Source organism: Psychromarinibacter halotolerans (assembly GCF_029168315.1).
GTDB classification, from domain to species: domain Bacteria; phylum Pseudomonadota; class Alphaproteobacteria; order Rhodobacterales; family Rhodobacteraceae; genus Psychromarinibacter; species Psychromarinibacter halotolerans.
Window position 1 is genome coordinate 91,872 of the sequence record NZ_JARGYD010000008.1, and the last position, 24,970, is coordinate 116,841.

Consider the following 24,970-nt stretch of genomic DNA (forward strand, 5'->3'; position numbering starts at 1 on the left):
GATCTGAGATACATGAAGCTGCTTAACCTATTCAGTGGAATTCCCAATAAGGTTCGCGCAACAGCTTCCCTAGCGCTGCTCATTATCGCATGCCTAATCATTTCCAAGACTTTCGTTGTTGAACGCGTGTTTCTACCTGACCAACTGCGGAGCTACACCCCGGGATTGGTGGCAGGACTTGTGGCTATCTTGCTCACCATACCGATTGCACGCGCAGATCTTTTGGCCGTTCACCAGGACAGCATCTTCGAGATGTTTATGACACTAGGGATCTGTGTCGCGATCGTTTATCTCACAGCCGCCTTGGCGACGATAGGGCTCGGAGGCAACGGCGGATGGCTCGGTCGGCCCGTGTCATTCTTCGTGATATTCATCATCATAATATCCAACTTGAACCCATCAAGGTACGGCGAACTCGCCGTACTTTCCATTGGCGCGCTTAGTGCGTGGAACATCAGCGAAGCCGACAACATAATGGGTATATATGGATTTCTGATTTGGGTATTTGCTGTCCCAGGGTTCGTTTTGGCCTTGGACTTGGAGAAAGCGATTGAGCAGATGCGCTCAAACCCGGCAAACGACGATAGGCACTCGCGATAGCTAGGCTGCCCTGGATGGGGTGAAACCCCATCCTACCGGTCCCGTAGGGTGCGCTTCAGCGCGCCAAATTCGCCGCAACAAACGCAACCAACCGCCACCACCCCGTAGGGTGCGCTTCAGCGCACCGTCGCCCCACCCCCCGCGTCTACCGCTGCGCCGCCTCCAGCCAGCGCACCAGTCCCGCGATGGCTTCGGTCGTCATCACCGGCTGTCCGGTCTCGGCCTTCAACATGACCGTCGCGCCCTCCAAAGCCGCGCCGAACTCCGGCATCTCGGTGTGCGCCGTCACCGGGTCGCGGCCGTCGATGCGGAAGACGACGCGGGCCAAGGGGAAGACGCCGCCGTTTTGCTCTGCCAGCTTCGTCAGGTCCGGCGGCGTGGTGTCGAGAATGAAGGACACCGGCCCCCCGCCCCGCGCGTCTTCTCCGTGGCAGCCCGAGCAGTGGATGAAGAAATTCCGTTCCGCCGGGCCGAAATCCTGCGCCGGGGCCGCCCCCGCCGCGCAGGTCAACAGAACCGCAATCAACTGTCGCATGGCAAGATCCTCCTCCCCGCAGTTTGCCCCATCTTCCCGACCCCCGCCTTGATCCGGCGCAATTCGGTGCTTTGGCGCCCGGCCCACGCCAAGCGCGGACAAAAAAAGCCCGCCGTGGGTTTCCACACGACGGGCCAGAACACCTTTTAACGAAAGCCGAGGCGCGACGGTCAGGCCGCGCGACGGAAATCGATCACCTTATGAACGCCCACGTCGGGCGTATGTTCCTCGTTCATGTTCGAACGGGCGATTTCCCACGCGAAACTTACGGGATTTCCCGTGCTGGACCACACCGCCGCTTCGGCGATGGGCATTTCCAGCAGGGTCACGCGCGGATCGTCGCGACCGCCTTCGAACCAAGCGGCGGCGATGTTGCTCCACAGCTCGTCCAGCTTGGCGCTGTCGTTCGACACGCGGATCGGCCCCTGCAGGCCGGCGTAGAAGTCGTGATCCTTGCCGGTCAGGGCGAACCGTGCGTCGGCACCGTTGCCGATTGCCTTCACAAGGTCCGTATCGGACGCGGTGATGAAATACAGCGCCCGCGCGTCGCGATCGGCGAAGTGGCTCATGGGCTGCATGTGGTCATCCGCACCGCGAATGCCCAGCATCCCGGCGCGCACGCGGTCCAACTCGTCAAACAGCTGGCCGGTGGCGTCGTCTTGGGTTCGCTTGATGTCAGCCATTGCTTACACCGCCGCGTGCCATTGGTCGACTTGGCGCTCTGCCTCTTCCTTGGCGATCCCGTACTTTTTCTGGATCAGACCGACCAGCTGCTCGCGCTCGCCACGGACTTCCGCCAGATCATCATCGGTCAGTTCGCCCCATTCTTCACGGGCCTTGCCTTTGATCTGGTTCCAATTGCCTTTGACTTGTTCCCAGTTCATGTGTGCCTCCTTTGGCTGGTCCGGCCGAGTTGGCCGGCTCTTGCACATGAAACGAGAGCGGTCCGCCCACGGTTCCGAGAAATCGGATCAAGTTTCCATGACAGGCGGGATCCGACCTATTCGGCGTCGGTCCCGTCGCGCTGGATCGACCGGATGTATTCGGCCAGTTCGACAAGCGGTTCTGGCGTGGGCGTCAGGATGCCGTCGCCGGTCTGCACCAGCACGGTCCGCCCTTCCAGCAGCGGCCAGAAGGCGGGCATCGCGCCGTGGTGTTCCTCTCCCTTGGCGTAGCCGTCGATCTTCGACATCACCTCGACCATCGGGAAGCGGCCGCCGTTGCGCGCGGCGATCAGCGTCAGGTCGGCCGGGACCGCATCCAGCGACACCGCCGCCGGACCCGTGCCGCGACCGTCGTCGCCGTGGCATCCGGCGCAAAGGTTCATGAAGTTGGATTCGCCCGTGTCGGTCTCTGGTGTGCACGCCCCAAGGGCGGCGAGACCGATGAGTGCGACTAGGCTGCTCGTTGCCCGCATCGTTCGTCTTTCTTTATTCTGACTTTTCCCAAGCCTATCACATCCGAACCGCGCGCGAAAGAATCCCCCACGCGCGCCGCCCGACGAATTCGGCGTCAGCGGCCCTGCAAAGCCGAGAGGTACTCGGCGATCCGAACCACATCGCCGCGTGTCTGGACCACCGATCCGTCCGGCCCGTCCAGCACCGCCGCACCGCCGCCCAGCATCGGGCCGAACACCGGCATCGGGCCGCCGTGGCCCTGCAAAAGCTGGCGGCCGTCGATCAGTTCGACCACCCGGATCAAGGGAAATTCGCCACCGTTGCGCGCCGCAAGGCCCGTCAGATCGGCCACCGGCACCGCCAGAAGCGGCGCAAGAGGGCCTTCGCCCTTGGCTTCGACGCCGTGGCATCCGGCGCAATAGGACTGGAACAGCGCCTCTCCCGTCTGGATGTCGCCGGACGCGTCCTGCGCCATCGCAGCGCCAGCCGAAAGCGAAAGAGAGAGTAGAACAAGTGCGGCCGTCTTCATAAGGTCCTCCCGGCTTGAAACACCGGAAGTCTGCGCCCGGGCACCGAACGGCGCCTTGACGCAGGTCAAACCCTAGACGATGCGGCCTTCTTCCAGCCGGACGGTGCGATCCATGCGCGCCGCAAGCTCTAGGTTGTGGGTCGCGATCAGCGCGCCCATACCCGTCTCGCGCACCAGTTCCATCAGCGCGTCGAACACGACGTCCGAGGTGCCGGGGTCAAGGTTGCCGGTCGGTTCGTCGGCCAGCAGCAGCTTTGGCCCATTGGCAAGCGCCCGGCAGAAGGCCACCCGCTGCTGTTCCCCGCCCGACAGGGCCGAGGGGCGATGGTCCACGCGACCGGACAGGCCGACGCGGGCCAGAAGGTCCTGCGCCCGCGCATCGGCCTTGCTGCGCGACACGCCATCCGCCAGTTGCGGCAGCACGATGTTCTCCAGCGCGCTGAACTCGGGCAGCAAGTGGTGGAACTGGTAGACGAAGCCCACCTGTTGGCGCCGCACCCGCGTGCGCTTGCGGTCGGACAGGCCGTCCATCCGGTCCCCGGCGATCTTCACCTCGCCCGTGTCGGGCGTGTCCAGCAGGCCCGCGATGTGCAGAAGCGTCGACTTGCCCGCCCCCGACGGCGCGACCAATGCCACGACCTCGCCCGGTCCGACGGTCACGCCCGCGCCGCGCAGCACCGCGACCTCGCCCGGCTCGCCGCGCTTGTAGACCTTTTCCAGCCCCGACAGTTCCAGCACCGGATCACTCATAGCGCAGCGCCTCTACCGGGTTCATCCGCGCCGCCCGGCGGGCCGGGAAGATCGTCACGATGAACGATAGCCCCAGCGACAGGACCACCGCGCTAAGAACGTCGGCCAGCTGCAGCTTTGCGGGAAGGTTATAGATGCCACGGATCGACGGATCCCAGACACCGCCGCCCATGATGTAATTCACGAAGCTGAAGATCGGGTCGATGTAGATCGCGAACAGGCAACCCAGCACCACGCCCGCCGCCGTGCCCACCAGCCCGACAGACGCGCCGCACAGGAAGAACACCCGCAGGATCGAGCCTTCGGTCAGGCCCACCGTCCGCAGGATGCCAATGTCGCGGCCCTTGTTCTTCACCAGCATGATCAGGCCCGAGATGATGTTCATCGCCGCGATCAGCACAAGGATCGACAGGATGATGAACATCACGTTGTCTTCGACATCCAGCGCCCGCAGGAAGCTTCCCGCGCTGTCGCGCCACGTCCAGATCAGCGCCGTGTCCCCGGCGGCCTGAAGAAGCGGCAGCGAATAGGCGTCGATCTCGTCCGGGTCTTCGACCATCACCTCTATCTCGTCGGCAGAGCCTTCCTTGTTGAAGAAGCTCTGCGCCTCGGCGAACGGCAGATAGACCCGTGTCCGGTCGATGTCATAGCGCCCGGCGCTGAAGACATAGACGACCTCGTAGGCGTTGATCCGGGGGCTGGTGCCGAAGGCGGTCTGCACCCCGTTCGGAGAGATGATGCGGATCGTGTCCCCGACCATCGCCCCAAGTTCACGCGCAACGCCCGACCCGATGGCGATGCCGCTTTCGAAACTGTCGATGTCACCGGCGGATGTTTCGGGGTTGGCGATGCGCGGCAGCCCCTTGAGATCCTCCAAAGAGATACCGAACACCTCGACGCCCGCGTTGTCGGACCGCAGGTTGGCCATCACCTGTCCCTTGACCAGCGGCGCGGCGCGGATGACGCCGGGGATCTGGGCGATGCGGTCGGCCATCTCCTCGAAATCGGTGATCGCGCGCGAGGTCTGCCCCGTCTCGGTCTGGTAGACCGAGGAATAGACGGTGCTATGCGCGTTGGCACCAAGGATGGTGTCGACGAACTCGGCCCGGAACCCGGCCCGGACAGACAGCGTGGCGATCAGGGCGAAGACGGCAAGCGTGATGCCGACAAGGCTGATCCATGTCATGACGCTGACGCCCCCGTCGGCCCGCCGGGCCCGGAGGTAACGCCATGCGATCATCCATTCGAAACGGGAAAATGCGGCCATGCCGGAGCCATACCCGAACCGCCGTGGGCGTCAAGCATCGCCCGCGTCGCCATCACGCGGGTGTGCGGACAGTGCGGGAAAGGCACAGTGTGCTGGTGCGCCGTGCAGCGACGGTCAGGCGAACCGCCGGAACGGCCGCATCAGCAGCCCGAACAGCAGCGTCAGCGCCAGCCAGCCGCCGGCGAACCCGATGCCCGCGCAGATCAGCCCGTCGGTCGTGACGGGAACGGCGGGGCGGAAATCGTCCCACGTCCGCTGGGCAAGGTCCGGATCGTCAAAGCGCCAAAATTGCGCCAGCCGTTGCAGCGGTTCCGCCTGACGCAATGCGGTGTAGTCCGCTGACAATCGCTCGTAGCGATGCACTTGCTCTCCGAAATGCGCCTGAAGCCCGGACTGGAAGGTCGAGCCGTCCAGTTCCGCCAGCGCCTCTTCGCGCGTGATCCCCGCCGCCGTGGCAAGGGTGTCGAACGCGACGACCTGGGTGCGCAGTTCGTCCACCGCGCCGGACAGGCGCTGAAGATACTGCTGCGAGAATTCGGGAAACTGCGACAGCGCAACCGCACCGGCCACGCCCCCCGCAAGGGTGAGAATCTTCAACATGCCTGCCTGTCCTGCTCTTTTGCGACGCAGGCTAGCCGATTCCGCGCGTCCGGCCAACGCGCGGGACCGCGCGGGCCGGAACGTGGCGGGCGGGCCGCTGTGACGTGCTATGCTTTCGCGACGCGCTTGTGTTCCGCCTTGCGGGCCTTGGCCTTCTTGTCGGCCTTTTCAGCGATTTTCCCGGCCTTGGCGGCCTTCTTCGCAGCCTTGGCGGCCTTTTCCTCGGCCTTGGCCGCCTTTGCGGCCCTGCGGGCCTCCTCGGCGGCGGCCTTCTCGGCGATCCGCGCGGCCTTTTTCGCGGCTTTCTCGGCAGCCAGCGCCGCTTTCTTCGCGGCCTGCTCCGCCGCGCGCTGCGCCTTCTTCTCTGCCTTCGCCTTCGGCGCTGCCTTGGCCTTTGCCTTCGCTTTTGCCTTCGGCTTCGGGTCCGACTTGGCTTTCGCCTTCGGCTTCGCTTTGGGCTTGGCCGTCGCCGGGGGTTCGGCCTTCGCCTCGGGCGTATCCTGTGCAGGAGCAGGCGGCTGCGGTTCTGCGGCCTTCGGTTCTTGTGGCGCTTCGGTGGGCGCATCCGACCCGGCCTGAGCCGCATCCGCCGCGGCGGCGGCAAGCATCACGGCGCGGGCGCCGCCGATGCCGGGCACGGTCATCAAAACCTCGGGCCCTGCGGCGGCCATCGCCTCTGCGTCCGGGATACCGGCGGACTGCAGCGCCTTGGCCAGCGCGTCCCCGACTCCTTTGACCTTGGTCAGATCCGTCATGCGTCACTCCTGTCAGCAACCGGGCCAGCTTGGCCCGGCCATCCTGTTTCGTCCATGCGTGGCGGCGGGCTTAAGCCGCCTTTTTCAGGGCCTTGCGGGCCTTTTTCAGCTTGCCCTCGTGCTTCGCGATCTTGGACTTCCGCGCCTTGATCTCACGCTTCAGGTCTTTGACCTTGCTCTTCTTCGACATCGCAATCTTCTCCTTCGTGCAGATGGCCCGCCATGCGGTGCGCCGGCGGGCCGTGACGGTGAGGTATACCACAAAGATATGCTTTGTATATACCTTATCATGAAGACGCCGACACAAGCAAAAAGGCGCCACCCCGGCAGGGGCAGCGCCTTTCGTGTCCCGTCCAGCGGGAAAGCCTTGGCTCAGGTCAGCGCGGCGGCGACCAGCTCGGGCTTGATTTCCTCGCTTTCGCCGGTGCGGCGGTCGGTGAGTTCGACAACGCCCTTCTCTAGCCCGCGCGGGCCGACGGTGATGCGCTTTGGCAGACCGATCAGGTCCATCGTCGCGAACTTTGCGCCCGCCCGCTCTTCGCGGTCGTCGTACAGCACCTCCAGCCCGGCAGCGGTCAGTTCCTTATACAGCGCATCACAGGCCGCATCGGCGGTCGCGTCGCCCTGCTTGACGTTGACGATGCCCACCTGGAACGGCGCGACTTCCCAAGGCCAGACGATGCCCTTGTCGTCGTGGTTCGCCTCGATCAGCGCGCCCACAAGGCGGCTGACGCCGATGCCGTGGCTGCCCATGTGCACCGGGGTGGCCTTGCCGTCCGGCCCCTGAACGGTGGCGCCCATCGCCTCCGAGTACTTGGTGCCGAAATAGAAGATCTGGCCGACCTCGATGCCGCGCGCGACGCGGCGGCGGTCTTCGGGGATCTGGTCGAAGATCGCCGGATCGTGGGTTTCATCGGTGCGCGCATAGCGGCTGGTGAATTCTTCCAGCACCGACTGGCACTGCTGGACCGAGTCGTAGTCGATCTCGCGGTCGCCGAACTTCAGATCGGTGATCTCGCTGTCATAGAACACCTCGGACTCGCCGGTCTCGGCCAGCACAAGGAACTCGTGGGTGTCGTCGCCGCCGATCGGGCCGCTGTCGGCACGCATCGGGATCGCCTGAAGGCCCATGCGCTCGTAGGTGCGCAGGTAGCTGACAAGGTGGCGGTTGTAGGCGTGCAGCGCATCTTCCTTGGTCAGGTCGAAGTTATAGCCGTCCTTCATCAGGAATTCGCGGCCACGCATGACACCGAAGCGCGGACGCACCTCGTCGCGGAACTTCCACTGGATATGGTACAGCGTCATCGGTAGGTCTTTGTAAGAACTGACGTGGCTGCGGAAGATGTCGGTGATCATCTCTTCGTTCGTCGGACCGTACAGCATGTCGCGGTCGTGCCGGTCGCGGATACGCAGCATTTCCGGGCCATAAGCGTCGTAGCGACCGCTTTCGCGCCACAGGTCGGCGGACTGAAGCGTCGGCATCAGCACCGGAATATGCCCGGCGCGCTGCTGTTCCTCGTGGACGATACGCTCGATGTTGCGCAGCACGCGATAGCCCAGCGGCAGCCACGAATAGATCCCGGCGCTGGCCTGTTTGATCATGCCCGCGCGCAGCATCAGGCGATGGCTGGCAATCTGGGCCTCGGCCGGGGTCTCTTTGAGGACCGGCAGGAAGTAACGAGAGAGGCGCATAAAGGCTCCTTGGCAGGAAATTCCACGTCGAAAGCGGTCTATGGGAAAGCCCACACCAAGACAAGCTGGCGCAGGGCGCGGCACGCAGGGGAATTGACGCTACGTCGCGACGCAGCCGGGGTCGCGCGGCTTGACGTGGAAACGCGGTGGCACCAAATGTGAACCCGCCGAAAAACGCTTGGCCGGTACGGTTATCCCGGCCCCCGCATCGCGGGAGTTAGTCGATCTTTCGAACCCACGGCACCCCGAAACCAAGGGGGTGCGTGGCCGTCGGAAACGGCTTGCGGCGCCTCCGCTATGCGAAAGGCTTTATTGATGACCGATACCGACCAGACCACTCCCCTAAACCCCAAGGCCACCGTCATCGTGGCGCAGGTGTTCATCTCTTGCCTGATGGCCTTCCTGATGACCGGCATCTTCACCGCCATCCCGATGCAATTCCAGCCCGGCTGGGTTGGCGCATGGATTGCGCGCTGGCTGACCGCGTGGCCCATCGCCTTCGTGCTGTCGCTGGGCGTCGGTCCGATCAGCTTTGCCCTGTCGACCCGCGTGCTGATGGCCGCCCGGCGCGGTTAGGCCTGCATCGACCCGGTCTCCATGAACCGCTGGTGCCACGACAGCGCCTCGCCCGGAAGCATCGGCGCGTGCTGACCGTAAGACCCCTTCGCCGCGCGGGCCATGTACTCCTCTAGCATCGGGCGATAGGCCGGGTGCGCGCATTTCTCGACGATCAGCCGCGCCCGCTGTTTCGGGGACAGGCCGCGCAGGTCCGCAAGGCCCTGCTCGGTCACGATCACCTGCACGTCCTGGCTGATGTGGTCGACGTGGCTGACCTGCGGCACGATGGCCGAAATCGCCCCGCCCTTGGCCGTCGATGGCGTCATGAAGATCGACACATAGCCGTTCCGCGCGAAGTCGCCCGAACCGCCGATGCCGTTCTGTATCCGTGACCCCATGACATGAGTCGAGTTGACGTTGCCGTAGATATCCGCCTCGATCAGGCCGTTCATCGCGATGCAGCCCAACCGCCGCACGAGTTCCGGATTGTTCGATATGTCCTGCGGACGCAGGAGAAGCCGATCGCGGAACCGCTGCGCATTTTCGTTAAAGTACTGGGCTTTCTCGGGCGACAGCGAAAACGCCGTGGCCGAGGCCATGCGCAGCGTCCCCGCCTCGATCATGTCCAGCATCCCATCCTGGATCACCTCGGTGAAGGCGGTCATCCCCTCAAACGGCGTTTCGATCAGCCCCGCCATCACCGCGTTCGGCACGTTGCCGACGCCCGACTGCAATGGCAGCAGCGACGGCGGCAGACCGGCGCGCTTTGCCTCCCACGTCAGGAAATCGAGGATGTTCGACGCAATGGCCAGCGCGGTGTCGTCGGGCGGCGAGAACGGCGCGTTGCGGTCCGGTGCGTCGGTCTCGACCACCGCGACCACCTTCGCCGGGTCGATGCGGAAATGGGGCTGGCCGATCCGGTCGTCGGGCTTGACCAGCGGGATCGGCACCCGGTTCGGCGGCAGCGCGGTGCCGTAGTAAATGTCGTGCATCCCGTCCAAGGCCGGGGACTGCCAGCGGTTCACCTCTAGGATGACCTTGTCGGCCAGTTCCAGCCACGTCTTGTTGTTGCCGACCGACGACGACGGGATCAGATCGCCCTCGGGCGTGATCCCCGACACCTCGACCACCGCCACGTCCATATGGCCAAGAAAGCCTTCCCATGCCATCGGGGCGACGTGGCTGAGATGCAGGTCGAAATACTCCATCTCGCCCGCGTTGATCTTCTGCCGCGCGATCGGGTCCGAGTTATAGGGCATACGGAATTCGATCCCGTCGGCCTTCGCCATCGCGCCGTCCAGTTCTGGCCCGGTCGAGGCGCCGGTCCACACCTTCACGCGGAACGGATGGCCTGCGGCATGTTCCGCTTCGATCCGCTCGGCAAGGGCCACGGGCACCGCCTTGGGATAGCCCGAGCCGGTGAAGCCGCTCATGCCCAAGGTGTCGCCCGGGCGGATCAGGGCGGCGGCGCTTGCTGCATCGGTCACCTTCGCCGCCAGTCCGGCGTGGCGGATTCGGTCGCTGGTCATTGCGGGCTCCTCCCGTGTCAGATCTTCTGCATACGATGGAATACATCGGCCGAACGCGGCGCGTCACCGGTCCGCTGCGTCACGGAATTCCGGTATGCGGCCGCGGCATGTCATGCAGGCGTTTCAGGGCGCTTTCCGCCCCGGTCCCGGCACATTCCGGGCGAGCATCCCGCAGGGTGCAAACGAAATTTCAGTTTACGCCGCGACGGCACCGGTTATTCTGCATGTGCAAAATAGCTTACAGGGGGTGCAGCCGTGGCCGACTTCAAGAAGATCCTGATCGCGAACCGCGGGGAGATCGCCATCCGGGTCATGCGCGCCGCCAATGAGCTTGGCAAACGGACGGTCGCGATCTTCGCCGAAGAGGACAAGTTGTCGCTTCACCGGTTCAAGGCCGACGAGGCCTACAAGATCGGCGAAGGCATGGGCCCCGTGGCGGCGTATCTGTCGATCGAAGAGATCATCCGCGTCGCCAAGATGTGCGGCGCCGATGCGATCCACCCCGGTTACGGCCTGCTGTCCGAGAACCCGGACTTCGTGGACGCCTGCGCCGCGAACGGAATCACCTTCATCGGTCCCAAGTCGGACACCATGCGCGCGCTTGGCGACAAGGCCAGCGCCCGGAAGGTCGCCATCAAGGCCGGCGTGCCGGTGATCCCGGCGACCGAAGTGCTGGGCGACGACATGAAGGCCATCGCCAAGGAAGCCGAAGAAATCGGCTATCCCATGATGCTGAAGGCGTCGTGGGGCGGCGGCGGACGCGGGATGCGGCCGATCATGGGCCCCGACGAGCTTGAGTCGAAGGTCAAGGAAGGCCGCCGCGAGGCCGAAGCCGCCTTTGGGAACGGCGAAGGTTATCTTGAAAAGATGATCATGAAGGCCCGCCACGTCGAGGTTCAGATCCTCGGCGATCAAGAGGGCAACATCTATCATCTGTGGGAACGGGACTGTTCCGTTCAGCGCCGCAACCAGAAGGTCGTGGAACGCGCCCCCGCCCCCTACCTGTCGCCCGCCCAGCGCGAAACGCTGTGCAATCTTGGCAAGAAGATCGCCGAGGCGGTGAACTACGAATGCGCCGGCACCATCGAATTCCTGATGGATATGGAAAGCGGCGAATTCTACTTCATCGAGGTGAACCCCCGCGTGCAGGTGGAACACACCGTCACCGAGGAAGTCACCGGGATTGACATCGTCCGCGCGCAGATCCTGATCGCCGAGGGCAAGTCGCTGACCGAAGCCACCGGCGTCGCCAGCCAGTACGACGTGCAGCTTGACGGCCACGCGATCCAGTGCCGGATCACCACCGAGGACCCGCAGAACAATTTCATCCCCGACTATGGCCGGATCACCGCCTATCGCGGCGCGACGGGCATGGGCATCCGGCTGGACGGCGGCACCGCCTACAGCGGCGCGGTCATCACGCGGTATTACGACTCGCTGTTGGAAAAGATCACCGCGTGGGCGCCGACGCCCGAGGCCGCGATCAAGCGGATCGACCGGGCCCTGCGCGAATTCCGCATCCGGGGCGTGGCGACGAACATCGATTTCGTCATCAACCTGCTGCGGCACCCGACGTTCCTGTCGAACGAATACCACACCAAGTTCATCGACCAGACGCCCGAACTGTTCGACTTCAAGCCGCGCCGCGACCGCGCGACGCGCCTGCTGACCTACATCGCCGACATCACGGTGAACGGGCACCCGGAAACCGAAGGTCGACCCAAACCGCACCCGGAACTGAAGCCGGCCCGCGTGCCGGAACTGAAGCTGGGCACACCGCCGCCGGGCACCCGCCAGATCCTTGAGGAAAAGGGCCCTAAAGGGCTGGCCGACTGGATGCTGGACCAAAAGCGCCTGCTGATCACCGACACCACCATGCGCGACGGGCACCAGTCGCTGCTGGCCACCCGGATGCGGTCGATCGACATGATCAAGGCGGCGCCCGCCTATGCCGCCAACCTGCCGGAATTGTTCTCGGTGGAATGCTGGGGCGGCGCGACCTTCGACGTGGCCTATCGCTTCTTGCAGGAATGCCCGTGGCAACGCCTGCGCGACATCCGCGCGGCGATGCCGAACCTGCTGACCCAGATGCTGCTACGCGGCTCGAACGGGGTGGGCTATACCGTCTATCCCGACAACGTGGTGAAGGCCTTCACCAAGCAGGCCGCCGAGTCCGGCGTCGACATCTTCCGGGTGTTCGACTCGCTCAACTGGGTCGAGAACATGCGCGTGTCGATGGATGCGGTGCTTGAGACTGACAAGGTGCTGGAAGGCACGGTCTGCTACACCGGCGACCTGTTCGACGCGGCGCGGCCCAAGTACGACCTGAAGTACTATGTCACGATGGCGAAAGAGCTGGAGAAATCCGGGGCCCACGTCCTTGGCGTCAAGGACATGGCTGGGCTGCTGAAGCCGGTCGCGGCGCGGACGCTGTTCAAGGCGCTGAAGGAAGAGATTTCGATCCCGATCCACTTCCACACCCATGACACCGCAGGCATCGCCGCGGGCACGATCCTTGCCGCCGCCGAGGCGGGCGTGGACGCGGTCGATTGCGCGATGGACGCGCTGTCGGGCAACACCAGCCAAGCGACGCTGGGCACCGTGGTCGAGATCCTTGCCCAGACCGAGCGCGACACCGGGCTGGACGTCGAGGCGATCCGCGCGATGTCGAACTACTGGGAAGCCGTGCGCGGCCAGTACGCGGCGTTCGAGAGCGGCATGCAGGCGCCCGCCTCTGAGGTGTACCTGCACGAGATGCCGGGCGGCCAGTTCACCAACCTCAAGGCGCAGGCCCGCAGCCTCGGGCTGGAAGAACGCTGGCACGAGGTGGCCGAGATGTACGCCGAGGTGAACCTGATGTTCGGCGACATCGTGAAGGTGACGCCGTCGTCCAAGGTGGTGGGCGACATGGCGCTGATGATGGTCAGCCAAGGCCTGACCCGCGCGCAGGTCGAGGATCCGAAGACCGAAGTGTCGTTCCCGGATTCGGTGATCGACATGATGAAGGGCAACCTTGGCCAGCCGCCGGGCGGGTTCCCGGACGCGATCCTGAAAAAGGTCCTGAAGGGCGAGAAGCCGAACACCGAACGCCCCGGCGCGCATCTTGCCGCCGAGGATCTGGAGGCCAAGCGCGCCGAGTTGGCCGAGAAGTTCCCCGACGAAGAGTTCGACGACGAGGATCTGAACGGCTACCTGATGTATCCCAAGGTCTTCACCGACTACGCGGCGCGGCACGCGACTTATGGGCCGGTGCGCACCTTGCCGACGCTTAACTTCTTCTACGGGATGGAACCGGGCGAAGAGATCTCGCCCGAAATCGAGCCCGGCGTGATGCTGGAAATCCGGCTGTCGGCCCTGTCCGAGACCAACGAGGACGGCGACGTCCGCGTGTTCTTCGAACTGAACGGCCAGCCCCGCGTGATCCGCGTGCCGAACCGCAAGGCGGGCGGCGCATCGACGGTGCGGCCCAAGGCCGAGGTCGGCAACCCGAACCATGTCGGCGCGCCGATGCCCGGCGTCGTCGCAACCGTCGCGGCGCAGGCAGGGGCGAAGGTCAAGCAGGGCGATCTGCTGCTGACCATCGAGGCGATGAAGATGGAAACCGGCCTTCATGCCGAAAGGGATGCTACGGTGAAGGCGGTTCACGTCTCGCCCGGCGCGCAGATCGACGCGAAGGACCTGCTGGTCGAGTTCGAGGACTGATCGCCATCCCGACCACAGGACACCACGCATGACGGGCGTGCACTGGGCCGCTTGGGCCATCGGGGCCGGCTATGTCGCCGGCTTCCTTGCACTGACCTTACTGGCCTCGCGCCGGGCCGGGCGCAGCCTTTGGCTGTTCGACCGTCCCGGCCAGTCCGGTCCTGCTTGGGGCTTCCGGCTGGCCTTTGCCGCGCTGGTCCTGTGGCCGCTGGCCGGGCCCGGATGGTCGTCCGCCGCGCTTTGGCTGCTGCCGGTGGCGCTTGGCGCTGGGTTCGCGCTGTTCTCGCAGGCCTACATGGGCAGATCGTGGCGCATCGGCACGGCCGAGGGCGAATTGGGCGCGCTGGTCGACGGCGGCCCGTTCCGCCTGTCGCGCAATCCGACCTTCGTGGGACAGATCCTGTTGGCTTGGGGTCTGGTGCCGCTGGCGGGCCTGCCGATGCTGGCGGGCGCAGTGCTGATGACGGTGTCCGCCGTGCTTCAGGTTCGGTCCGAAGAACGGGTGCTGTCGCTTGATCCCGCATGGCGCGACTTCGCCGATCGCACACCAAGGTGGATTGGACCGATCTGATCCACGCGGGGGCGCTTGCCGTGGCGGCAGCGCATGGCATGCTGGGCAATGTCCTGACACGGAGCCTTAGCGATGCCCCCTTCCATCACTGCCATCTACGCCAGCCTGCTGGCCCTGCTGTTCCTTGGCCTGTCCGCATGGGTGATCCGGGGGCGTTATGCGTTCCGGGTCAGCCAAGGGGATGGCGGAGAGGCGTTACTGGCGCGGCGCATCCGCGCCCACGGAAACTGCGCGGAATACGCCCCTATCGGCGTTCTCATGCTGTTGCTGGCAGAATTGCAGGGCATGTCCCCTGCCCTGCTGCACCTGTTCGGCCTGATGCTGGTCGCCGGTCGGCTGTCGCACGCCATCGGGTTCGGACGCACCCCGCAGATCAGTCGGCTGAGGATCGCGGGTATGGTTCTGACGGTGGTCGCGATCACGCTAGCCGCAATTGGGAATCTGGTGCTCGCGATTTTCTAACCACATCCCACAAAGCTTGAGGCCATGTCGGCCCCGTTCGCCTGCCCGAAAGCCACCGCCGGCAATGACATCGCAGTGATGAGGGTCGCGAACCTGCGTCACCAGAAACCGCGGAACGCACGGCGGGCCATGCCGTAGCGGCATCGGAAAAAATCGGTGGGACGGGTCAAAAACCTGCATTTTTCCTCTTGCAGCCCCCCGCCGTTCTTTATATCTCACGCCTCACCCAAGGACGCGGGCGTAGCTCAGGGGTAGAGCATTACCTTGCCAAGGTAAGGGTCGTGAGTTCGAATCTCATCGCCCGCTCCAATATCTCTCCGGATGGAGAGGGGTGTGACAAAGGGCTGCCTTCGGGCAGCCCTTTTGTGTTTCAGACAAACGTTCACGCCCATTCCCACCCAGCCTTGGCGCTACCCCCGGTGAACCTTCTGCTGATGCGTGGCCACATCAAACGACACCGGCATCCGAGGCTCGCGGCAAATCCTGCCGTCCCGACCCAAGAACCAAACCAAACGCAAATGAACTGGACGCCACCCCAAGCCCTGCGACGGAAAGGCGAAACGCATGTCCACTGTCACCGTCTGGCCGATGATCTCGCAACTTGCCCGATGGCATCGGTCCGGATCTGGCGACGTTCCGGCTCTTTTGAGAAGGGCGCGGATGACGACGGGGGCAAATTCGCAATCAAGACAGGCGCGGCATTAAATCCGTCAAAAACTGTCGGCCATAGCCAGCCAAGCCAATCATACACATGCCGATGGCAGAATTGTTTCACAACATTACAGTCAATCACGCTAGAAGTAAGAGTTTCGATTAAGAAACTACTCTGACTTACTTCAAAGAACTGTCATTCAGACAGGCGGCCCGAAGGCTCTGGAGTCAGCCGCGCAAGGCGACAAGCGAGATTGCGCCGATCTCAGAGACCCCTAGGATTTATCTTTTCCCAGCGCGACACGCACAGGTTGAAACGGGGATGTAACCCGCCTTTTGCATTAACAAAACAAGGGAAATCGGGATCTTGGGCGGCTCACACGCCGTCACCGATTCGGAAATCCGCGACGACCGCGCCTTCACCGGCGGCAGCGACACAGCCCCGACGCGTTCCCATTCCGCCTTCGGAATCGGCAGACTTGGCGGAAAAATGCCAAACCGCCATAAATATTGACTACTTACCAAGTTCCTCTGCGTCACTCGCCTGTTGATAATTTAAACCTCCTCAAAACCAGTCTTTGCTGATAGGTATTGAGCAGTCCTACTTGGTGAGTGCTCGCTGCGGGGTGGTTCCTGCAGCACGGTTGATGGGTTGGTTCTCGCTTGGGGGCGTATTGTGAGCCAGATAGATTTTCATGACAGCGCGGTGCCTATTCACCGCGAACAGGCTGCACCTTCGATCCGGCCAGCGCACCGTGGCTATCGGGTATTTGGAAAACGGGTGGCGGACCTTCTGGCCTGCGCCTTTCTTCTCCCCATCTGCATCCCGCTGATCGCTGTGTTCTGGCTGCTGATCCGGCGCGACGGCGGTCCCGGGTTCTTCCTGCAGGACCGCGTCGGGCGGAACGGCGAAACCTTCAAGTGCTACAAGCTGCGCACGATGGTCGTGAACGCCGAGTCCGTGCTGGACGAGATGTGTAAGAAAGACCCCGAGCTGGCGGCGGAATGGAAGCGGGATCAGAAGCTTCAGATCGACCCGCGCATCACACGGCTGGGCGCGTTCATGCGCAAGACCAGCATCGACGAGCTGCCGCAGATCTTCAACGTGCTGACCGGGGACATGAGCCTTGTGGGCCCCCGCCCGATGCTGACCAACCAGCGCGAGCTTTATACCTCTGCCGGGGGTGGCACCGGCTACTTCGCCATGCGCCCCGGCATCACCGGCCCGTGGCAGGTCGACGGTCGCGGCGAAACCGCGTTCGTGGATCGCATCGGCTATGACAACCGCTATTGGGCCGAAGTGTCCTTCGGCAAGGACCTGTCCTACCTCGCGCGCACCGTGAAGGTTCTGCTGCGCCAGACTGGCGCCTGACAGGTATTCCCTGGATCGGATCGCGTTCGGGGCCGGATTGTCGCGGCCCCGTCAGCCCAATTCCTGCTTCAGCCGATCAAGGTGCGCGGTCACCAGTTCCTCTGCCCGGTCCGGGCTGGACGCCTCGGCATAGCAGCGGAACTCTGGCGCGTTGCCGGACGGGCGCAGGTGCACGATCTCGTCCCCGTCGAAGCTGACACGCAGACCGTCGGTCAGATCGGTGCCGGTTTCGGCCCCCACCCCGGTAAAGAACGCCGCGCGCCGCGACGGGTCGTCGGTCATCTCGGCAAGGAAGCGTTGCGACGTTTCCGGCTCGATCCCCGCGATGCGGTCGGCGGCGGTGAAACGGCGGGGCATGGTCGCCACAAGGTCGGCCAGTGACATCCCCTTCGCAGCCGCGCTGGCCAGCGGGGCCACCATCGGCAACAGGCTGTCGCGCGTCGCCAGCGGCGACAGGCGACCGGTGTCGAAGCCCAGCAGGAAGCCGCCGTTCGCCTCGTACCCGACGACCTTCTCGCCTGCGTGGGTGTCCATCGCGGCGATCACGAAGGGCGAGCCGATGCGCGTGCGGTCGACGCGGGCAAAGCCCATTCCGTCGACGGCGGTGTTCGAAGACACCGGCGTGCAGATCACCTGCGCGCCCAGCGCCTTGGCGGTCAGCGGCCCAAGCACGTCACCGGGCACGATCCGTCCGGTGGCATCGGTCACCATCGGCCGGTCGGCATCGCCGTCGGTCGAGATCACCGCGTCCAGCCCGTGGTCGGCACACCAATCGGCCAGCATCGCGCGGGTGTCCGGATCGACCGCCTCGGTGTCGACGGGGATGAATTCGTCGGATCGGGCAAGCGGCACGGCGGTCGCGCCCAGTGCCTCGACCACCGCCACCATGATGTCGCGCGCGACCGAGCTGTGCTGGTAGACGCCGATGGTCAGCCCCGCCAGTGCGTCGTGCCCGAAGGCGTCGGCATAGCGTGCGACATAGGCCGGGGCCGCGTCGTGGTCCTGTACCGGGGCCGAACCGCCCTGCGGCGCCGCGCCCAGCGCGCCGGTGATCCGCGCCTCGTCATCCTTCGAGACTTCGCCCCCTGGCAGGTAGAACTTCAGGCCGTTGCGGTCGGCGGGGATGTGGCTGCCGGTGACCATCACCGCCGCCTGCCCCGCGCCCATCGACGCCAGCGCCAGCGCGGGTGTCGGCGCCGGGCCAACCCGCGTCACCGGCAGCCCAAGGTCGGTCGCCGCCGCCGTCACCGCCGCCGCGATGCGCGGGGACGAGGCGCGCAGGTCCTCGCCCACATAAACCCCGCCGCCGGTATCGCACGACGTCAGGAAGGCGCGGGTGTAATCCGCGACCAGCTCGTCGGTCAGCTCTGTCACCAGCCCGCGCAGGCCGCTTGTTCCGAACTTGGGCGCCATCGTCCCCTCTCCTCAGGTCCGTGCGTAGATATCGTCGTAACGGGTGATGTCGTCCTCGGCGAGGTAACTGCCCGTCTGGATCTCGATCAGTACCATCGGGACAATTCCCGGATTGGCAAGGCGGTGCTTTTCGCCCAGCGGCACATAGATCGACTGGTTCTCGGTCAGCAGCCGTTCGGTTTCGCCGATTGTGACCTTGGCGGTGCCCTCGACCACGATCCAGTGTTCGGCCCGGTGGTGGTGCGATTGCAGCGACAGCGCCGCCCCCGGCTGCACGACGATCCGCTTTACCTGAAAGCGGTCGCCGCCGACCAGCGTCTCGACCCAGCCCCACGGGCGGTGGTCTTTCGGAAAGCTCTCGGCCTGCGCCGCGCCCCGGTCCTTCAACGCAGAGACCGCGATCTTCACGTCCTGCGCCCGGCTGGCGTCGGCCACCAGCACCGCGTCGGGCATCGCGACGGCAACGATGTTCTGCAGGCCGATCCCGACCAGCGCCTGACCTTCGGCCTCGGACCGCAGCAGCGTATCCTCGCAGTCAATCGCCAGCGCGTTGCCCGCCTGCGCCACCCCGGTGTCGTCTGCCGTCTCGCGCCAGACCGCGTACCAGTCGCCAAGGTCGGACCAGCGCCCGTCGAACGGCACCACCGACAGGTTGTCGGCCCGTTCCATCACCGCGTAGTCGATCGAGATATCGTCGGCGCCTTCCCATGCCTCGGGATCGAGCCGCAGAAACCCAAGATCTTCGCGGCCCTTGTCCAGCGCCGCGCCCACAGGCTCCATAAGATCCGGCGCATGGGCGCGGAAAGCATCAAGGATGGTGCGGACCGAGAACAGGAAGATCCCCGCGTTCCACAGGAACCGCCCGGCGTCCAGCATGGCGCTTGCCTTGTCCTCGTCCGGCTTTTCGACGAACCGCACAAGATCCTGCACCCCTTCGCCGCCGGCCTCTGCCAGTTCCAGCCAACCATAGCCGGTTTCCGGGCGGTCGGGCGCGATGCCGAAGGTGACCATGCGCCCCGCGCGCGCTGCTTCGGCGCCGGTCTCCAGCACGGCGTGGAACGCCTCTGGCTCGGGGATGACGTGGTCCGAGGGCGCGACCAGCATCAGCGCGTCGGGATCGGTTTTTTCCAGCCACAGCGCGGCGGCCAGTACGGCGGGGGCCGTGTTGCGGCCTTCGGGCTCGATCAGGATGGCGCCGGGGTCGATCCCCGCGCCGCCAAGCTGTTCCGTGACGATGAACCGGAATTCCGATGCCGTGACCACCAAAGGCGGCGCGAACCCCTCGCCCGACAGCCGCTTTGCCGAGGCCTGGAACAGGCTTTCCCGCCCAAGGAACGGCGCGAATTGCTTTGGATAGGATTTGCGCGACAGCGGCCACAGGCGTGTGCCCGAGCCGCCGCAAAGGAGAACAGGGGTTATCGTCAAAACAGCTCCATCCCGGAAATCGGTGTCATGCAGTCGGTATCGCCATCGAAATCGTCGGCAGCCCGACGTTGGGAATGACAATAGCCTGCGACCCTACCGAGACAACCAGCAACCCGGCCCCTATACTGCCCCGATCCGGCGGGTCGGCGTCCGGTTCAGAGCATCCCGTCGTAGCGGACAAGCAGCGACAGAAGCGTATCCAATTCCTTGCGGGTCAGCCCGGTTTCGGCGAAGGCGCGGCGCTCTTCCGCCTCGACTTGCCGCAGTGCAACATCGCCCAGCGCGACGCCCGCCTCGGTGATCGCGACCGGCCGCGATCGCTTGTCCTCTGCCCCGTCGGGGCGGGTCACAAGGCCTTTTTCCTCCAGAGATCGCAGCACCTGCGTCATGCCCCCAGAGGATATCACCAATGCATCATACAGCATGGACGGCGTCATGGGTTTGCCTTCCGCCTCGGTGCGAAGGATCATCAGAACCTCGAACTCTGTCGGGTTAAGATCATGTTTTCGCATAACCTTTCTAGCCCTCCGCGCGACGACCTGCCCGGTATGCTGCACGACTCCCGACACTGCGAGCACGTCGTGATCAAGGTCGGGCCAGTGGCATTGAACCCTCAGTTTTCTGTCTTCACCCATCTTCAGGCATTTCTCCCCTTGCCCCCTCCGGCCCAAGTTCAATATCTTAGAAGAAAGATAAATGCGACGGAAATGTTTCCCTCGCGCGTAGAGACAGACGAACACCGCCGCTGCACTGCAGCGGCGAAATGCATGTAAGGGGACCCGGTTTGAAGGTTTCAGGAAAAGACGCGCGGACACGGCGCGAAGATAGTCGCGTGGTGCGCCCGTTCGCTCACCTGTTTCATGTCGCCGCGCTGGTCGCGGCGGGCTGGGCGGCCTCGCCCGCGCTGGCGCAGATGCCCGGCGGCGGTGGCCCCACGAATGTCGGCGTGATCGAACTGGACGAAGCGCGGGTGCCCTACTCGGTCACGCTTCCCGGACGCGCGGTCGCCTTCGAGGAAACCGACATCCGGCCCCGCGTTGCCGGTGTGATCTCCGAAATCGTGTACGAACCCGGCACCGAGGTCGAAGTCGGCGACGTGTTGTTCCGGATCGAGGGCGACACCTTCGCCGCCGATCTTGCAGCCGCCGAAGCCACCGTTGCCAGTGCCGAGGCGTCGGTCTCGGCCGCGGAAACCACGCTGGCCCGATACGAAAGCCTTTCGGGCACCGGCGTGACCGCCGAAACCGTCGAGAACGCCCGCGTGACGCTGGCGCAGGCCGAGGCGACGCTTAGCTCTGCCCGCGCGGCGCGCGACCTTGCGCAGCTGAACTTCGACCGCACCGAGATCCGCAGCCCGATCACCGGCATCGTGGACATCGCGAACGTGTCCGTCGGCGCGCTGGTGACGGCGAACCAGACAAACGCGCTGACCACGGTCACGCGTATCGATCCGATCTATGTCGATGTGCAGGAAAGCAGCCGACGGGTTCAGACGATCCGCGACCGGGTCGAGGCAGGCACCCTTGCGCCGGGCGAGAACCTGGACGTGTCGCTGCAACTGGAAACCGGGAACACCTATGCGATGCCGGGCACGCTGGTCACCGGCGGCACCTCTGTGTCCACGACCACCGGCACCTCTATCTTCCGCTTCCGGTTCGACAATCCGGACAGAGAAATCCTGCCCGGCCAGTTCCTTCGGGTCGACATCACGCTGGGCGAAACCCCCGCGATCCTTGTACCGCAACGCGCCACGTCGCGTGCCGCCGACGGCACCCTGACGGCCTTCATCGCGGTCGACGGCGTTGCCGAGGAACGCACGCTGACGGAAACCGGCGTCTACCAGAACGCATGGATCGTGACCGACGGCGTGTCGGACGGCGAGATGCTGATCATGGATGGCCTGACCAACCTGAGCGCCGGCGCAGAGGTGCAGACCGTTCCGGTGACGATCTCGGAAGACGGTGTCGTCTCGGACGTCGCCACGGCGGATGCGTCGGAAGACACCGCCGAAGAACCGGCGACGGAAACTCCGGACGAGGACGGCTAAGACATCATGGGTACCTTCTTTATCCGGCGCCCGGTTTTCGCCTGGGTCGTTTCCATCATGATGATGCTGGCGGGCGCGGCTTCGTTCCTTGGCCTGCCGGTGTCGCAATATCCCGACATCGCACCGACGACTGTCCGCGTCTCGACCAACTACCCCGGCGCGACCGCGTCGGCGGTGCTGAACTCGGTGACCCGCGTGGTCGAAGAGTCGATGTCCGGTCTCGATGGCATGCTTTACATGACGTCGCAGTCCCGCGAGGGGTCGTCCTCTATCACCATCATCTTCGACGAAAGCGTCGAGGCGATCGATGCGCAGAACGAGGTCCAGTCAAGGGTCAGCCGGGTCGAGCGCCAGCTGCCCTCTGTCGTGCAACAGCAGGGCGTGAACGTCACCCGGTCGGACAGTTCGATCCTGCTGGTGGGCGCGCTGGTCGACACCTCGGGCAACTACACCACCCTTCAACTGGGCGACCTGCTTGACGAAATCGTCGAAAGCGCCGTCGAACGGACAGAAGGCGTCGGCGGCATCAGCACCTTCGGCTCCAGCTACGCGATGCGCGTCTGGCTCGATCCGCTGGCTCTGGTCCGCTACCAGCTGACCCCGGCCGACATCACCGCGGCCGTGCAGGAACAGAACACCACCGTGTCGGTCGGTTCGCTGGGCGATCAGCCCACGATGTCCGGGCAGCAGTTCACCGCGACGATCACCGCGCAAAGCCAGCTCACCACCGCCGAGGAATTCGAACAGATCCTGTTGAAGACCGAAACGGACGGTTCGGTCGTCCGGCTGGGCGACGTGGCCCGGATCGAGATCGGGCAGGAAAGCTATGGCGTCGAGTCGCTGTACAACGGCCAGCCCGCCGCTGGTTTCGGCGTCAACCTCGCCACCGGCGCGAACGCGGTCGAAACCTCGGAGAACGTCCGCGCCACGCTGGAATCCCTGCGGGCCGCTTTGCCCAATGGCGTCGAATACCGCATCGCCTATGACACCTCGCCCTTCGTGGAACTGTCGATCGAGCAGGTGGAACACACCCTGATCGAGGCCGTCCTGCTGGTGCTGCTGGTGCTGATCGTCTTCCTGCAGTCGTGGCGCGCCACGCTGATCCCGCTGGTCACCGTGCCGGTGGTTCTGCTGGGGACGCTCGCCGTGCTGTATGCCGCAGGCTATTCGATCAACACACTGACGATGTTTGCGATGGTGCTTGCCATCGGCCTTCTCGTCGACGACGCGATCGTCGTGGTCGAGAACGTCGAACGCCTGATGGAAGAGGAAAAGCTGTCCGCACGCGAAGCGACGGCCAAGTCGATGGGACAGATCCTGTCGGCGCTGGTCGGCATCAACGTGGTGCTGGCGGCAGTGTTCCTGCCGATGGCGTTCTTCCCCGGTGCAACGGGGGTGATCTATCGCCAGTTCTCGCTGACGATGGTCACCGCGATGGCGCTGTCGCTGATCATCGCGGTCGTCCTGTCGCCGCCGATGTCGGCGCAGTTGCTGAAGGCGAACCACGGCGAGACACGTTTCCCGCCCGCGCGCTGGTTCAACAACGGCATGTCGAGGTTCACCGACTTCTACTCGGGCACCGTGAAGCTGTCGCTGAAGGCGCCCTTGGTAATGCTGCTGATCCTCGGCGCAATCGGCTATGTGGCCTACAGCGCCAACAGCCGGATCACCTCGTCCTTCATCCCGACCGAGGACCAAGGCGTGCTGATCACCATCGTCAACCTCGACGAGGGATCGACCGCCCAGCAGACATCCGCGGTGGTGGACCAGATTAACGGTTTCTTCATCGGTAACGAAGAGGCTGCTGTAGAGTCGACCTTTGCAGCCCTTGGCTTCGGGTTCGGCGGATCCGGGCAGAATCGCGCGATGGTCTTCGTTAAGCTTCGGGAATTCGAACAAAGGGCCGACAATCCGCAGCTTGCGGCCTCGGCGGTCGCCATGCGCGCCAACATGGCGTTCATGACCAACCGGGCGGGGCAGATCTTCGTGATGCAGCCGCCCGCGATCATGGGCCTCGGCAACACCGGCGGCTTCTCGATGTACCTCGTCGACCAGGGCGCGAACGGCACCGAGGCGCTGATCGAAGCCGCGACCGAACTGGAAGCCATCGCCAACCAGGACGAGCGGGTGGTCAACCTGCGCGTCACCGGCACCGAACAGGAAAGCGCCCTGCGCATCGAGATCGACCAGCAGAAGGCCGAAAGCCTTGGCCTGTCCCTGTCGGCGATCAACTCGATGCTTTCGGTCGTCTTCTCGGGCTCGGAAGTGAACGATTTCATCCTGGGTGATTCGCTGCGACCGGTTATTGTTCAGGCAGATGCACCCTTCCGGATGCAGCCTGACGACGTGTTTGATTGGTATGCGCGCAACACTTCCGGAGAAATGGTACCTTTCTCGGCCTTCGCCACAACCTCGTGGGAGCCGGTTTCTCCGTCGCTTCAGCGGTACGAGGGAACCAACGCGATCGAGGTCTCCGGCTCGCCCGGGGAAGGCGTCTCGACCGGGACCGCGATGGAGGTCATGGAGGAGCTCGTCGCAAGCCTAGACGGGGGCTACGGAGCGGCCTGGACAGGCATTAGTTACCAAGAAAGACAGTCCGGAGACCTTGCTTACATCCTTTACGGCATCTCGGTTCTGGTGGTCTTTCTGGCGCTTGCCGCACTGTACGAAAGCTGGTCGATTCCGTTCGCCGTCATGCTGTCCGTTCCGGTCGGCGTGATGGGTGCAATGGTGGCCGCTTGGTACTTCGGACAGCAGAACGACGTGTACTTCAAGGTCGGTTTGCTCACCACCATCGGGCTTGCAGCACGCAACGCCATCCTTATCGTGGAGTTCGCAGAAACCTTGCGCAGTGAAGGACGCACGGTCACAGAGGCAGCTATCGAGGCGGCTCGGCTCCGGCTGAGGCCCATTTTGATGACAGCATTGGCTTTCATCCTCGGCGTGCTGCCGTTGGCGACCGCTTCTGGCGCGGGGGCTGCGGCGCAGAATGCCATCGGCATCGGCGTTATTGGCGGCATGATCGCCTCGACTTTCCTCGGCATCTTCATGGTGCCGGCGCTGTACGTTCTTATCATGCGCCTGACGCCGGGCGCGCGGACCAAGGAGGCTTGAA

General features: G+C 64.5%; 23 protein-coding genes and 1 tRNA gene. 9 read left to right on the forward strand and 15 right to left on the reverse strand.

Annotated elements, in window-relative coordinates; all coding sequences use genetic code 11:
* The first annotated feature begins 12 nt into the window (after window positions 1-12).
* Window positions 13-600: a hypothetical protein gene (locus tag P1K30_RS18355; protein ID WP_275634223.1), complete on the forward strand. Its 588-nt coding sequence runs from the start codon at window positions 13-15 to the stop codon at window positions 598-600.
* Between the two features lie 145 nt (window positions 601-745).
* Here P1K30_RS18355 and P1K30_RS18360 read toward each other — a convergent pair whose 3' ends face one another.
* From P1K30_RS18360 to proS, 11 genes are all read right to left on the reverse strand, one after another.
* On the reverse strand, window positions 746-1,135 hold the full coding sequence (locus P1K30_RS18360; RefSeq protein ID WP_275634224.1) for a c-type cytochrome: 390 nt from the start codon (window positions 1,133-1,135) through the stop codon (window positions 746-748).
* A gap of 170 nt (window positions 1,136-1,305) precedes the next feature.
* A complete protein-coding gene (locus P1K30_RS18365; RefSeq protein WP_275634225.1) occupies window positions 1,306-1,818 on the reverse strand; it encodes a pyridoxamine 5'-phosphate oxidase family protein in 513 nt (170 codons plus the stop codon).
* Window positions 1,819-1,821: 3 nt separating this feature from the next.
* Window positions 1,822-2,019 (reverse strand): CsbD family protein, encoded by a 198-nt coding sequence (locus P1K30_RS18370; RefSeq protein WP_275634226.1) that lies wholly within the window; start codon window positions 2,017-2,019, stop codon window positions 1,822-1,824.
* A 116-nt stretch (window positions 2,020-2,135) separates the two neighbouring features.
* Window positions 2,136-2,552, reverse strand: coding sequence for a c-type cytochrome (locus P1K30_RS18375; RefSeq protein WP_275634227.1), 417 nt, complete (start codon window positions 2,550-2,552; stop codon window positions 2,136-2,138).
* A gap of 95 nt (window positions 2,553-2,647) precedes the next feature.
* Window positions 2,648-3,061 carry a c-type cytochrome gene (locus P1K30_RS18380; protein WP_275634228.1) on the reverse strand — a complete coding sequence of 138 codons (414 nt, stop codon included), beginning with the start codon at window positions 3,059-3,061 and terminating at the stop codon, window positions 2,648-2,650.
* A 72-nt stretch (window positions 3,062-3,133) separates the two neighbouring features.
* Window positions 3,134-3,811, reverse strand: coding sequence for an ABC transporter ATP-binding protein (locus tag P1K30_RS18385; RefSeq protein ID WP_275634229.1), 678 nt, complete (start codon window positions 3,809-3,811; stop codon window positions 3,134-3,136).
* Complete coding sequence (locus P1K30_RS18390) at window positions 3,804-5,078, reverse strand: lipoprotein-releasing ABC transporter permease subunit (RefSeq protein WP_275634230.1); 1,275 nt, start codon at window positions 5,076-5,078, stop codon at window positions 3,804-3,806. Before P1K30_RS18390 ends, P1K30_RS18385 begins: the two co-directional genes overlap by 8 nt.
* A gap of 114 nt (window positions 5,079-5,192) precedes the next feature.
* Window positions 5,193-5,678 carry a DUF2937 family protein gene (locus P1K30_RS18395; protein ID WP_275634231.1) on the reverse strand — a complete coding sequence of 162 codons (486 nt, stop codon included), beginning with the start codon at window positions 5,676-5,678 and terminating at the stop codon, window positions 5,193-5,195.
* Window positions 5,679-5,785: 107 nt separating this feature from the next.
* The gene (locus P1K30_RS18400) at window positions 5,786-6,433 is read right to left on the reverse strand and encodes a helix-hairpin-helix domain-containing protein (protein WP_275634232.1); all 648 of its coding nucleotides are present in this window, start codon (window positions 6,431-6,433) and stop codon (window positions 5,786-5,788) included.
* A 70-nt stretch (window positions 6,434-6,503) separates the two neighbouring features.
* Window positions 6,504-6,695 carry a hypothetical protein gene (locus P1K30_RS18405; RefSeq protein ID WP_275634233.1) on the reverse strand — a complete coding sequence of 64 codons (192 nt, stop codon included), beginning with the start codon at window positions 6,693-6,695 and terminating at the stop codon, window positions 6,504-6,506.
* Between the two features lie 110 nt (window positions 6,696-6,805).
* Window positions 6,806-8,125: a proline--tRNA ligase gene (gene proS / locus P1K30_RS18410; protein WP_275634234.1), complete on the reverse strand. Its 1,320-nt coding sequence runs from the start codon at window positions 8,123-8,125 to the stop codon at window positions 6,806-6,808.
* A 315-nt stretch (window positions 8,126-8,440) separates the two neighbouring features.
* On the opposite strand from proS, the gene P1K30_RS18415 reads away from it, so the two are divergent.
* A complete protein-coding gene (locus tag P1K30_RS18415) occupies window positions 8,441-8,701 on the forward strand; it encodes a DUF2798 domain-containing protein (RefSeq protein WP_275634235.1) in 261 nt (86 codons plus the stop codon).
* Here the strand turns inward: P1K30_RS18415 and P1K30_RS18420 are convergent.
* Window positions 8,698-10,212 (reverse strand): acetyl-CoA hydrolase/transferase family protein, encoded by a 1,515-nt coding sequence (locus P1K30_RS18420; RefSeq protein WP_275634236.1) that lies wholly within the window; start codon window positions 10,210-10,212, stop codon window positions 8,698-8,700. The genes P1K30_RS18415 and P1K30_RS18420 overlap by 4 nt on opposite strands.
* 255 nt (window positions 10,213-10,467) lie before the next feature.
* On the opposite strand from P1K30_RS18420, the gene P1K30_RS18425 reads away from it, so the two are divergent.
* The 5 genes from P1K30_RS18425 (at window position 10,468) to P1K30_RS18445 (ending at window position 16,970) form a co-directional block, all read left to right on the forward strand.
* Window positions 10,468-13,914, forward strand: a complete 3,447-nt coding sequence (locus P1K30_RS18425) for a pyruvate carboxylase (protein ID WP_275634237.1) — start codon at window positions 10,468-10,470, stop codon at window positions 13,912-13,914.
* A gap of 28 nt (window positions 13,915-13,942) precedes the next feature.
* On the forward strand, window positions 13,943-14,485 hold the full coding sequence (locus tag P1K30_RS18430) for a methyltransferase family protein (protein ID WP_275634238.1): 543 nt from the start codon (window positions 13,943-13,945) through the stop codon (window positions 14,483-14,485).
* Between the two features lie 72 nt (window positions 14,486-14,557).
* Window positions 14,558-14,947, forward strand: coding sequence for an MAPEG family protein (locus tag P1K30_RS18435; protein ID WP_275634239.1), 390 nt, complete (start codon window positions 14,558-14,560; stop codon window positions 14,945-14,947).
* Window positions 14,948-15,181: 234 nt separating this feature from the next.
* Window positions 15,182-15,256: transfer RNA gene (locus P1K30_RS18440), tRNA-Gly, on the forward strand.
* Window positions 15,257-16,379: 1,123 nt separating this feature from the next.
* Window positions 16,380-16,970, forward strand: coding sequence for a sugar transferase (locus P1K30_RS18445; RefSeq protein ID WP_275634240.1), 591 nt, complete (start codon window positions 16,380-16,382; stop codon window positions 16,968-16,970).
* Window positions 16,971-17,021: 51 nt separating this feature from the next.
* On the opposite strand, the gene P1K30_RS18450 is transcribed toward P1K30_RS18445, so the two are convergent.
* The 3 genes from P1K30_RS18450 to P1K30_RS18460 form a co-directional block, all read right to left on the reverse strand.
* Window positions 17,022-18,383, reverse strand: coding sequence for a phosphomannomutase (locus P1K30_RS18450; RefSeq protein WP_275634241.1), 1,362 nt, complete (start codon window positions 18,381-18,383; stop codon window positions 17,022-17,024).
* 12 nt (window positions 18,384-18,395) lie between these two features.
* Complete coding sequence (locus tag P1K30_RS18455; RefSeq protein WP_275634242.1) at window positions 18,396-19,808, reverse strand: mannose-1-phosphate guanylyltransferase/mannose-6-phosphate isomerase; 1,413 nt, start codon at window positions 19,806-19,808, stop codon at window positions 18,396-18,398.
* Window positions 19,809-19,963: 155 nt separating this feature from the next.
* A complete protein-coding gene (locus P1K30_RS18460; protein ID WP_275634243.1) occupies window positions 19,964-20,320 on the reverse strand; it encodes a MarR family winged helix-turn-helix transcriptional regulator in 357 nt (118 codons plus the stop codon).
* A gap of 323 nt (window positions 20,321-20,643) precedes the next feature.
* Between P1K30_RS18460 and P1K30_RS18465 the strand changes: the two genes are divergently transcribed.
* Entirely contained in the window at window positions 20,644-21,855 is a 1,212-nt protein-coding gene (locus P1K30_RS18465) for an efflux RND transporter periplasmic adaptor subunit (RefSeq protein WP_275634244.1), read from the forward strand.
* Between the two features lie 6 nt (window positions 21,856-21,861).
* Window positions 21,862-24,969, forward strand: a complete 3,108-nt coding sequence (locus P1K30_RS18470) for an efflux RND transporter permease subunit (RefSeq protein WP_275634245.1) — start codon at window positions 21,862-21,864, stop codon at window positions 24,967-24,969.
* Window position 24,970 lies beyond the last annotated feature (1 nt).

Coding starts and splice junctions, on each gene's coding strand:
- P1K30_RS18355 (WP_275634223.1), top strand. CDS start 13: ATGAAGCTGCTTAACCTATTCAGTGGAATTCCCAATAAGGTTCGCGCA.
- P1K30_RS18360 (WP_275634224.1), bottom strand. CDS start 1,135: ATGCGACAGTTGATTGCGGTTCTGTTGACCTGCGCGGCGGGGGCGGCC.
- P1K30_RS18365 (WP_275634225.1), bottom strand. CDS start 1,818: ATGGCTGACATCAAGCGAACCCAAGACGACGCCACCGGCCAGCTGTTT.
- P1K30_RS18370 (WP_275634226.1), bottom strand. CDS start 2,019: ATGAACTGGGAACAAGTCAAAGGCAATTGGAACCAGATCAAAGGCAAG.
- P1K30_RS18375 (WP_275634227.1), bottom strand. CDS start 2,552: ATGCGGGCAACGAGCAGCCTAGTCGCACTCATCGGTCTCGCCGCCCTT.
- P1K30_RS18380 (WP_275634228.1), bottom strand. CDS start 3,061: ATGAAGACGGCCGCACTTGTTCTACTCTCTCTTTCGCTTTCGGCTGGC.
- P1K30_RS18385 (WP_275634229.1), bottom strand. CDS start 3,811: ATGAGTGATCCGGTGCTGGAACTGTCGGGGCTGGAAAAGGTCTACAAG.
- P1K30_RS18390 (WP_275634230.1), bottom strand. CDS start 5,078: ATGGCCGCATTTTCCCGTTTCGAATGGATGATCGCATGGCGTTACCTC.
- P1K30_RS18395 (WP_275634231.1), bottom strand. CDS start 5,678: ATGTTGAAGATTCTCACCCTTGCGGGGGGCGTGGCCGGTGCGGTTGCG.
- P1K30_RS18400 (WP_275634232.1), bottom strand. CDS start 6,433: ATGACGGATCTGACCAAGGTCAAAGGAGTCGGGGACGCGCTGGCCAAG.
- proS (WP_275634234.1), bottom strand. CDS start 8,125: ATGCGCCTCTCTCGTTACTTCCTGCCGGTCCTCAAAGAGACCCCGGCC.
- P1K30_RS18415 (WP_275634235.1), top strand. CDS start 8,441: ATGACCGATACCGACCAGACCACTCCCCTAAACCCCAAGGCCACCGTC.
- P1K30_RS18420 (WP_275634236.1), bottom strand. CDS start 10,212: ATGACCAGCGACCGAATCCGCCACGCCGGACTGGCGGCGAAGGTGACC.
- P1K30_RS18430 (WP_275634238.1), top strand. CDS start 13,943: ATGACGGGCGTGCACTGGGCCGCTTGGGCCATCGGGGCCGGCTATGTC.
- P1K30_RS18435 (WP_275634239.1), top strand. CDS start 14,558: ATGCCCCCTTCCATCACTGCCATCTACGCCAGCCTGCTGGCCCTGCTG.
- P1K30_RS18450 (WP_275634241.1), bottom strand. CDS start 18,383: ATGGCGCCCAAGTTCGGAACAAGCGGCCTGCGCGGGCTGGTGACAGAG.
- P1K30_RS18460 (WP_275634243.1), bottom strand. CDS start 20,320: ATGCGAAAACATGATCTTAACCCGACAGAGTTCGAGGTTCTGATGATC.
- P1K30_RS18470 (WP_275634245.1), top strand. CDS start 21,862: ATGGGTACCTTCTTTATCCGGCGCCCGGTTTTCGCCTGGGTCGTTTCC.